Annotated in this window: 7 protein-coding genes; 3 read left to right on the top strand and 4 right to left on the bottom strand. The window is 76.2% G+C overall.

Translation table 11 applies throughout. The features are described 5' to 3' along the window. Positions 1 to 48: 48 nt before the first annotated feature. Positions 49 to 2,655: a glycoside hydrolase family 9 protein gene (locus ACWENR_RS26930; RefSeq protein ID WP_452279750.1), complete on the bottom strand. Its 2,607-nt coding sequence runs from the start codon at positions 2,653 to 2,655 to the stop codon at positions 49 to 51. Between the two features lie 275 nt (positions 2,656 to 2,930). Between ACWENR_RS26930 and ACWENR_RS26925 the strand changes: the two genes are divergently transcribed. Beyond that, complete coding sequence (locus ACWENR_RS26925; protein WP_452279749.1) at positions 2,931 to 3,656, top strand: PP2C family protein-serine/threonine phosphatase; 726 nt, start codon at positions 2,931 to 2,933, stop codon at positions 3,654 to 3,656. Between the two features lie 72 nt (positions 3,657 to 3,728). Here ACWENR_RS26925 and hrpB read toward each other — a convergent pair whose 3' ends face one another. From hrpB to ACWENR_RS26910, 3 genes are read right to left on the bottom strand one after another with little or no spacing between them, the layout of a single operon-like run. Then, a complete protein-coding gene (gene hrpB, locus ACWENR_RS26920) occupies positions 3,729 to 6,254 on the bottom strand; it encodes an ATP-dependent helicase HrpB (RefSeq protein ID WP_452279748.1) in 2,526 nt (841 codons plus the stop codon). Between the two features lie 28 nt (positions 6,255 to 6,282). After that, positions 6,283 to 6,483: a DUF397 domain-containing protein gene (locus ACWENR_RS26915; protein WP_452279747.1), complete on the bottom strand. Its 201-nt coding sequence runs from the start codon at positions 6,481 to 6,483 to the stop codon at positions 6,283 to 6,285. Positions 6,484 to 6,522: 39 nt separating this feature from the next. After that, positions 6,523 to 7,365 (bottom strand): helix-turn-helix domain-containing protein, encoded by an 843-nt coding sequence (locus ACWENR_RS26910; RefSeq protein ID WP_452279746.1) that lies wholly within the window; start codon positions 7,363 to 7,365, stop codon positions 6,523 to 6,525. A gap of 142 nt (positions 7,366 to 7,507) precedes the next feature. Between ACWENR_RS26910 and ACWENR_RS26905 the strand changes: the two genes are divergently transcribed. Together ACWENR_RS26905 and ACWENR_RS26900 are read left to right on the top strand one after the other, a co-directional pair. Beyond that, positions 7,508 to 8,134 (top strand): GOLPH3/VPS74 family protein, encoded by a 627-nt coding sequence (locus tag ACWENR_RS26905; RefSeq protein ID WP_452279745.1) that lies wholly within the window; start codon positions 7,508 to 7,510, stop codon positions 8,132 to 8,134. A gap of 37 nt (positions 8,135 to 8,171) precedes the next feature. Continuing rightward, on the top strand, positions 8,172 to 9,740 hold the full coding sequence (locus ACWENR_RS26900) for an APC family permease (protein WP_452279744.1): 1,569 nt from the start codon (positions 8,172 to 8,174) through the stop codon (positions 9,738 to 9,740). Positions 9,741 to 9,769 lie beyond the last annotated feature (29 nt).

Genomic DNA, 9,769 nt, shown 5'->3' with positions numbered 1-9,769 from the left:
CCAACCTGCTGGTGCAGAAGCTGGCGGCCAGCCTCACCGAGAAGCAGCTCAGGCCGCGCCGTTGACGGTGACCAGGCCCGGTGCCGGGTTGGCGCCGCCGCCGGTCACCGCGTTGAAGCCGAAGGTCACCGTGCCGCCGGGGGCGATCCGGGCGTTGTACGACTCGTTCTTCGCGGTGACCGTGGCCCCCGTCTGGGTCACCTTCGCCAGCCACGCCTCGCGTACCTTCTGGTCGCCGGTGAAGGCGAAGCGGGCCGTCCAGCCGTCGACGGTGCTGGTGCCGGTGTTGCGGATGGTCACCTGTGCGGTGAATCCGGTGCCGCCCTGCCAGGCGCCGTAGTTGGTGTACGTGGCGGAGCAGGTGGGCGCGGGCACCGCCGCCGAGTCGCCCTGGTCGGCCAGGAACGAGGCGAGCCAGGCCAGCGCCGAGTTCCAGTTGATCGCCACCTCGTTGGTCGCGTACGAGTTGATGTCGTCGACGTAGCAGAACATCGGCTTGCAGCCGGCGAGCAGCTTGGCGGCGAACGGGTCCTGGAGGGCGGCGTTCGGGCCGCCGGCCAGCGAGCCGGCGGGCGGCTTCGGCAGGTCCGGGTCGAGCTGGTGGCCGAAGATCCGGCTGTGCTGGTTCTCGGCGGCGTGTTCGCCCCACCCGGTCACGTACGAGATGTTCAGCGCGTTGCGGCCGAGGATGTAGTCCATCGCCCGCACCGCCCCGTCCCGGTACTTCGCCTCCCGGGTCAGGTCGAAGGCGGTGGCGAGCACGACCGCGTTGTTGATGACGTTGCTGTTGCCGCCCCAGAAGTAGCTGTCCGGGTCGCCGGGCATCGGCAGCCCGTACGCCTGCCGGGCCGCCTCGGCGAGGTGGGCGTCGGCGGCGGCGGTGACCGAGGCGCGGACGCGGGCCAGGTCGGCGGCCGGCAGCCCGTTCGGCACGGTGGCCAGGTCGAGCCGGCCCAGGGCGGCGACGCCCTGCCAGCCGAAGCCGCGCGGGTCGAACACGTTGCCGGTGTGGTGCGGCGAGGCGGTCAGGTCCGCCAGGTACGGCTGCTCGCCGGTGGTCAGGTAGAGCTCGGCGGCAGCCCAGTAGAACTCGTCGGTGACGTTCGTGTCGTCGTACGCGCCGCCGCCGGTGCTGTCGGCGGGGCTGGCGTACCGCGTCGGGTTGGCCTTCGCGGCGGCATAGGCCGTCTTCGCCGCCGTGCCGCAGCGCTTCGCGAAGGCCGCGTCGTAGGGGGCGAAGAGCCGCGCGCACTGGGCGGCGACGGCGGCCAGGTTGAGCGTGGCGGCGGTGGACGGCGGGTGCAGCTCGCGCTGCTCGGGGTCGTCGTGCGGGGCGAGCGGCAGCCCGGTCCAGTTCCGGTCGTGGATCTTGTGGTGGGCCATCCCGGCGAGCGGCTTGCCGGCCGGCACCTGCATGCGCAGCAGGAACTCCAGCTCCCAGCGGGCCTCGTCGAGGACGTCCGGCACGCCGTTGCCGCGCTCGGGCACCCGCAGCGTGTTGTCGCCGAGAGCGGCGCCGTGCCCGGCGGTGGGGGCCGTGCGGGTCCGCTCGAAGGTGTTCAGCAGCTGGTAGGTGGCGATGCCGCCGTTGACGACGTACTTGCCGTGGTCGCCGGCGTCGTACCAGCCGCCGCGCACGTCCAGGGAGTAGTCGCAGACGCCCGGCTGGCAGGGCACGTTTGTGTCGCCCTTGTTGGGTGCCACGTCGAGGTGCCCGGCCGGGCGGGCGTACTCGGCGCCGATCAGGTCGCCGTCGATGGCGATGCCGCTGCGCTGGGCGTAGAAGAACTGGAGCGAGTCGGCGCGCAGCCGGTCGTAGAGGGTGCCGGAGATGTCGAAGGGGTGGCTGGTCTCGCCGTCGACGGTCAGGGTGAGCCCCGCCCCCGGCGTCCGGTACGCCGAGAAGTCGAGCGTCTGCACGTTCTGCCCGGAGGCGGCGTCGACGCCGCGCGGGGTGGTGGTGCCGCTGGCCAGGACCGCGCCGGCGGCGGAGCGGAGCTGCCAGGGCAGGGCCTCGGTCGCCGAGGTCACCACGGTGGCGTTCTTCGGCCCGCCGGGCAGGTAGCCGACCTGGTTGACCCGCACCCGGGGCCCGGTGTCGGGCACGTACGGCGCGGGCGGGTTGCCGCCGCGCAGCGAGACGTCGTCGAGGCAGACGGTCTGCTCGGCCGCGCTGCCGCCGACCTGGAAGATCAGCTGGGCGGCCGGGTTCGCCTCGGGCACCGTGAACGTCTTCTCGAAGCGCTGGGCGGTGCCGCCGGCGGTGGCGTCGACGCTGGCGTACGTGGTGTAGGGGGCGGTGCCCAGCTGCAGGACGGCCTTGACGGCGGTGCCGGGGGTGGCGGAGACGTCGAAGCCGAGCGTGTACTCGGCGCCGGCGACCAGCGGCACGCCGTCCTGGCCGATGCCGGCGTCCCACGGGTTGGCGAGGCCGCCCGGCACGGTGGCGCAGAGCCGGCCGTCGGTGACGGCGAGCGGGCCGGTGCCGTAGGAGAACCAGGGGGACACGCCGGCGCTGAAGTCGCCGTTGTCGATCTGTTCGGGGGCGTCGGGGGGCGGCTCGGCGAGCGCCGCGCCGGCGGTGGCGGTGGCGCCGGCCAGGGCGAGGGTGGTCGCGGCGGCCAGCAGCGCGAGGCGGCGTCGGGATGACGTCACGGGTGGTTCCTTCCGGACGGCTGCGGGGGACGGTGGTGTGGCGGTGGCACGGTGACGGAACCCTGGGAGCGCTCCCAGGTGTCGCCCCGATGTTCCCAGCGCCGCCGGCCCCTGTCAATCGAAACGGCTGGATGGGTGGCGGCGTCCGCCGGGTGGGCCATCGGAGCCCGGCGTCGCGCCGACGGCGGCGGGGCGCAGTGAGATTCGCCGCGCGACGCGCCGAGGTCCTGATCTCCTAGAGACAACTGCGCCCTCGGCCTGGCAGGCTGCCACCCATGACCCTGAAGCTGCGTTCCGTGGGAACGAGCGACCGTGGGCTGATCCGCAGTGGGAACCAGGACGCCCTGCACGCCGGCACCTGGCTCGTCGCCGTCGCCGACGGCATGGGCGGGATGGCGGCCGGCGACCTGGCCAGCGCGATCGCCATCGACGCGGTCGCTCCGCTGGACGTGGAGACCCCGGAGGACGCGCTGGTGGCCGCGCTGCAGAGCGGCATCGAGGTGGCCACCACGCGGATCCGCCAGGCGGTCGCCGAGGATCCGGAGCGGCAGGGCATGGGCACCACCCTCACCGCCCTGCTCTTCGCCCGGACGGGCAGCTGCCTGGCCCTCGCCCACGTCGGCGACTCCCGTGCCTACCTCTACCGCGAAGGCGTGCTCAAGCAGATCACCCGGGACGACACGTTCGTGCAGCTGCTCGTCGACCAGGGGGTGATCACGCCCGACCAGGCCAGCAGCCACCCCCGCCGGGCCGTCGTCACCCAGGCGTTGCAGGGCGACGAGGTCTCCCCGGCGTACGCGACGATGGTGCCCTGGCCCGGCGACCGCTGGCTGCTGTGCAGCGACGGCCTGTCCAACGTGGTCCGCCCGGACACGCTCGCCGAGGTGCTCGCCGAGCACCCCGACCGCGCGGAGTGCGCCCGCAGGCTGATCGACCTGGCGCTGCGGGCCGGCGGGCCCGACAACGTCACGGTGGTCGTCGCCGACGTCGTGGAGGAGTGACCGGGCGTCCGCGTTGGGCCGGCCGGCGCACGCGGGCCACGGGCGTCGTCGACGGCGGCGTCCCCGCCCGGCTCAGCGGCGGCGCGGCGTGGCGTGCCGGGTGGGCGCGGCGGTGGTCGGGTCCGCCGGCCACGGATGGCGCGGATAGCGCCCGCGCAGCTCCGCCCGCACCTGCGGGTAGCCGGTGCGCCAGAAGGACGCCAGGTCGGCGGTGACCGCCACCGGGCGGCCGGCCGGGGAGAGCAGGTGCAGCAGCACCGGCACCCGGCCGTCGGCGACGCGGGGCGCGTCCCGCCAGCCGAACGTCTCCTGGAGCTTCACCGCGAGCACCGGCGCCGCCGGGTCGGCGTAGTCGACCCGGATCCGCGACCCGCTCGGCACGGTGATCCGCTCCGGGGCGACCTCGTCGAGTCGGGCCGCCAGCGCCCACGGCAGCAGCCGGCGCAGGGCGCCCGCGACGTCGGCCCGGGCCAGGTCGGCGCGGCGGCGGGCGGCGGCCAGCTCCGGGCCCAGCCAGGCGGGCGCGTCGGCGAGCAGCGCCTCGTCGCCCACGTCGGGCCAGTCGCCGGCCAGCGCGTGCCGGCAGAACGCCAGCCGCTCGCGCAGGGCCCGGGCCGCCGGGGTCCAGGTGAGCAGCCCCAGGCCGGTACGGCGCAGGCCGGTCAGCAGGGCCGCCGCCACCTCCCCGGCGCCGGGCCGGACCGGCCGCTCGGCCAGCTCGATCGCGCCCAGCCGGACCACCTCGCGGGCCACCACGTCCTCGCCGGACCAGCCGACCTCCCGTCCGGCGCGCAGCAGCGGCCCGCCCGCCTCCCGGGCGGTCGCCTCGTCGAGCGGGGTCGCCAGCCGCACCCGGGCGGCCGGCGCGCCGGGGGCGCGGTCCGCGACCGCCACCGCGAGCCACTCGGCGCCCGCCAGCCCCGACCCGGGCGCCAGCTCCGCCGCGGTCCCGCCGCTCATGAGGTACGCCGAGCCGCCCGGCCGCCGCGCCCGGGCCAGCCGCTCGGGGTGGGCCAGCCCCACAAGCAGCCCGGCGGCCAGGTCGTCGGTCAGGTGGTCGCTGCCGGGCCGCCTCGCCACCGTGGCGGGAGCCTCGGGCAGGGCGGCGCGCAGCCGGCGTACCTCCGCTCGCCAGCGCGCGGTGGCGCCCGGGTCCGCGCCCGCGCGCAGCCGGCGCCAGGCGGCGGTCAGGTCGTCGCCCGGCCCGGCGACCGTGTCCTCGGCGAGCAGCGCCACGACCTCGGCCGCCCGGTCCGCGCCCACCCGGGGCGCCCCGTCGAGCAGCGCCCGGGCCAGCCGGGGATGCGCGCCGACGGCGGCGATCGCCCGCCCCCGGTCGGTGATCCGGCCGTCCGGGTCGACCGCGCCCAGCGTGGTGAGGGCGTCCCGGGCCACCGTCATGCCCGCCGCCGGGGGCGGATCCGGCAGGGCCAGCCCGGCGCCGTCCGGCGATCCCCAGGCGGCCAGCTCCAGGGCGAAGCCGGTCAGGTCGGCGGTGGCGATCTCCGGCTCCGGCTGCGCGGCCAGCCGCTCGTGGGTGGCCGCCGACCAGCAGCGGTAGACGTGCCCGGGCGCCTCGCGGCCGGCCCGGCCGGCCCGTTGGGTCGCCGCCGCCCGGGAGACGGCGACGGTGACCAGCGCGCCCAGGCCACGGGACAGGTCCGTCCGGGCCACCCGGGACAGCCCGGCGTCCACCACCACCCGGACGCCCGGCACGGTCAGGCTGCTCTCCGCCACCGACGTCGCCAGCACCACGCGCCGCCGCTCGCCGGGGCGCAGCGCGGCGTCCTGCTCGGCGGCGCGCTGGCGGCCGTGCAGGGCGAGGAGCGCGATCGCGTCCCGCAGGTCGGCCAGGCGGCCCGCGACGGCCGCGATCTCGCCGGCCCCGGGCAGGAAGACGAGTACGTCGCCGTCACGCTCGCGCAGCGCCCGGCGCACCGTCGCCGCGACGTGGTCGAGCAGGCCCCGGTCGACGGGCCCGGCGCCGGGCGCGGGCACCGGCCGCGGCGGCGGCGCCCAGATCCGGGTCACCGGGTGCAGGGCCGAGGACGCCCGGACGACCGGCGCGGGAGCGTCCGCGCCGCCGAGCAGCGCGGCGAACCGGTCCGCCTCGGGGGTGGCCGACATCGCCAGCAGCCACAGGTCGGGGCGGAGCGCCGCCCGGGCCTCGACGGCGAAGGCGAGCGCCAGGTCGGCGTCGAGGTGCCGCTCGTGGCACTCGTCGAGCAGCACCGCGCCCGTGCCGGCCAGCTCGGGGTCGCGGTGCAGCCGGCGTACCAGCAGGCCGGTGGTGACGACCTCCACCCGGGTCCGCGGACCGGCCCGGCGCTCGCCGCGTACGGCGTAGCCGACCCGCTCGCCGACCGGCTCGCCGAGCAGCGCGGCCATCCGGCGCGCCGCCGCGCGGGCGGCCACCCGGCGCGGCTGGGCCACCAGCACCCGCCCGCCGACCTCGTCGGCCACGGCCAGCGGGGCGAGGGTGGTCTTGCCGGTGCCCGGCGGGGCCACCAGCACCCCGGCGCCGGCGGCGCGCAGCGCGGCGACCAGCCGGGGCAGCACCGGCCGCACGGGCAGGTCGAGGGGCACGTCCGAGAGCACGGCCCAGTCTCGCACCGCCCGCCGGGGCTCAGCCGGGGCGTACCCCGTCGACGCCGGCGACGAAGGCCCGCCAGGCCGGCGCCGGGAACGCCAGCACCGGCCCCTGCCGGTCCTTGCTGTCCCGGACGGCGATCCGCCCGTCGACGCCGGCGACCTCCACGCAGTTGCCGTTGCCCACGCTGCGGGTGCTGGTGTGCCACCGGGCCCGGGTCAGGTCGAGCGCGCTCATCGTGGTACCCCCGTCTTGTGCGGCGCGCCGCGTCAGCGGTCACGCAAAGTGACGAGAAGCTTCCGTAAGGCGCGCCAAAGACGCCGCCGGACCGAGCGCCAACCGGCACAGCTCCTCGTGCACAAGGCTATACCCGCGCACGTGGCCGGCCTCCTCCAGAGCCAGCCCCATCGTGAGGTTTTCCAGGTAAACCACGGCCGCGTCGGCGGCGTCGGCGAACGTCAGGACGACGTACGGGGCGTTCATCGCCGGGTGCCCGCCGGCCGAGAACGGAAGTACCAGCAGTGTCACGTTCGGTAGTTGAGCAAGCTTCGCGAGGTGGGCCATCTGATCGGCCATCACGGCGTTGCCGCCGACCGGCCGGCAGAGGACCGCCTCGTTGAGCACCACCGACAACTCGACCGGATTGCCGCGGTGCAGCACGTTCTGCCGGTGCAGCCGCGCGGCGACCTTGCGTTCGATGCCGTCCTCGCCGGCGGTGCGCCGGAAGACCTCCCGCGCGTACGCCTCGGTCTGCAGCAGCCCGGGCACCGCCTCGGCCTCGTACGTCCGCAGTGTCGCCGCCTCCGCCTCCAGTCCGACGTAGAACTCGAACCACTCCGGGAGCACGTCGCTGTAGTGCTGCCACCAGCCGCGCTGTTGCGCCCCGCGCGCTATCTCGATGAGTGCCTCGGCGTCCGCCCCGGTCACCTCGTACAGGGCGAGGGCGGCCCGGACGTCGCGCGGCTTGATGCCGATCTGGGCGTTCTCGATGCGGGACAGGTTGCTCTTGGACATGTCCAGTTGCCGGGCGGCGACGTCCAGGGTCATGCCGGCGCGCTCGCGCAACTGGCGCAGTTCCCGGGCGATGCGGCGTCGGCGGACGGTGGGGCTCGCGGTCACCCTCCGAGTCTGTCACGCCAAGATCCGCAGGTGGCGCGAGCACGGAGTGCAACTTTCGTTTGTGGGAGTTGCGTTGCAGTGGTGGCCGGTGCATCCTTGCCCGGTTGCGATCACTGTGGACAGACCCGCGCGGGAGGGCCGCTTGCTCATCGCCGACGAGTTCTTCCTGATCGCCCACAACGACAGCCGGGGCAGGGCGAAGCTGCACCCGGCGGCGACCGGCCTCGGCCTCGCCGGTGGGCTGCTCGGTGAGCTGGTCCTCCGTGGACACGTCACCGTCTCGGCGGGGGCGGTCGCGGTCGTCGACCGGCGACCACCCGCGGACGCGCTGGCGCACACCGTGCTCGACCAGATGGTCGGCGAGTCGCAGCACCAGGCGGTCCGCACCTGGCTGAGCTTCCTCGCGCAGACCGCCGTCACCTCGGTGGGGGAGCGGCTGGCCCGGGCGGGCGTGCTGCGCCGGCAGGAGAGCCGGCGCCTGCTGCGTACCACCGTCAGCTACGTGCCGGTCGACCTCAACGCGGCCGCCTGGCCGGCCACCCGGCTGCGGGCCCTGCTGGAGCGGCCGGAGCCGCCGGGCGTGCCCGACGCGGTCCTGCTCGGCCTGGTCGCCGCCGCCGGGCTGACCCGCGAGGTGATGTGGAGCGCCGGCCCCCGGGCACACCGCCGGCTGGGCGTGCTCGTCCCCGCCCTGCCCGCGCCGCTGCGGGAACTCGTCGCGCACACCGAGGCCGCGGTCGGCGCGGCGGTGCTGCGCGGCACCGGCTGACCCGCACCCGACCCTCCTCCCCGAACCGGAGTCGCGCATGTCGACGCCCACGCTCGACCGACCGAGCAACGTCTCCGAGTCGCTGGCCCGCGGCCGGCTCGGCGTGCCCTCGGTGCTCTTCTTCGTCCTCTCCGCCGCCGCGCCGCTGACCGTGGTGGCCGGCGTCGTCACCACGGGGTACGGGATCGTCGGCGTGCTCGGCATCCCGCTGGCGTTCCTGGCGGTGGCCGCGGTGTTCGCCCTCTTCTCCGTCGGGTACGTCGCGATGGCGCGGCGCATGACCAACGCCGGCCTGTTGTACGCGTACGTCGCGCGGGGGCTGGGCCGGCCGGCCGGCGTCGGCGCCGCCTGGGTGGCCCTGATCGCCTACAACGCGCTCCAGGTGGGGCTCTACGGCGCCGTCGGCGCGGCCGCCGGGCCGGTGCTGGGCCGGCTGTTCGGGGTGGCCCCGGCGTGGTGGCTGGTGGCGCTGGTCGCCTGGGCGACGGTCGCCGTGCTGGGCCTGCTCCGGATCGACCTCAACGGCCTGGTGCTGGCGGCGCTGCTGGTCGCCGAGCTGGTGGTGATCGTCGTCTTCGACGTCGGGCAGCTCGCCCACCCCGCCGGCGGGCAGGTCGACGTCGCCGCCCTGTCCCCGGAGAACCTGCTCGTGCCCGGCGTCGGCGCGGTGCTGGTGCTGGCCGTCCTCGGCTTCGTCGGCTTCGAGTCGGCGGTGGTGTTCAGCGAGGAGAGCAGGGACCCGCGGCGTACGGTGCCGCTGGCCACCTACCTCTCGATCGCGATCATCGCCGCGATCTACGCGCTGTCGTCGTGGAGCATGACCGTCGCCGTCGGGCCGGACCGCATCGCCGCCGAGGCGGGGGAGCGGGGCGTCGGGTTTATCTTCGACCTGGCCGCGTCCCACCTCGGGAGCACCGCCGTCACCGTCGGCCAGGCGCTCTTCCTCACCTCGGTGCTCGCCGCGATGGTCTCCTTCCACAACACCGCCGCCCGGTACACCTTCGCGCTCGGCCGCGAGCGGGTGCTGCCGGCGGTGTTCGGGCAGACCTCGCCGCGCACCGGCGCGCCCCGGGCGGCGTCGCTCGCGCAGAGCGCGCTCGGGCTCGCGGTGATCGTGCTCTACGCGCTGGGCGGCGGGGATCCGGTGGTGCGGCTCTTCTACCAGGTGGGCACGGCGGGCGGCTTCGGGGTGCTGCTGCTGATCGCGACCACCTCGGTCGCGGTGGTCGCCTTCTTCGCCCGGGCCCGCGCCGGGGAGTCGCCGTGGCGCGCCGCCCTCGCCCCGGGACTGGCGGCCGTCGCCCTGTTCGTGGTCGTCGCGCTCGCGGTGGTGAACTTCGCCGACCTGCTCGGGGTGGCGCCCGACTCGCCGCTGCGCTGGGCCGCCCCCGTGGGTTACCCGGTCGCCGCGCTGCTCGGCGTCCTCTGGGCGCTGGTGCTGCGCCGCCGCCCCGCCACGTACGCCCGGATCGGCCTGGGCGCGGAGAGCGCGGCGGTGGTCCTGCCGGCCGGCCCCGCCGGCGCCCCGGCCCGGGCGGCGCGGACAACCGGATGGACGACGACCTGGGCCGCATCGTGCTGGAGGGCGGCGGCGGCGGGCAGATGACCGAGTCGTACGAGCTGGCCATGTACTTC

It is taken from the genome of Micromonospora sp. NPDC004336 (assembly GCF_053602615.1).
Note: the sequence above shows the minus strand (reverse complement) of the source record. Positions and strands in the feature narration are given on the sequence as shown.

Bases quoted from the DNA above. Each gene is read 5' to 3' on its own strand.
- ACWENR_RS26915 (WP_452279747.1), bottom strand. From the start codon at position 6,483: ATGAGCGCGCTCGACCTGACCCGGGCCCGGTGGCACACCAGCACCCGC.
- ACWENR_RS26925 (WP_452279749.1), top strand. From the start codon at position 2,931: ATGACCCTGAAGCTGCGTTCCGTGGGAACGAGCGACCGTGGGCTGATC.
- ACWENR_RS26900 (WP_452279744.1), top strand. From the start codon at position 8,172: ATGTCGACGCCCACGCTCGACCGACCGAGCAACGTCTCCGAGTCGCTG.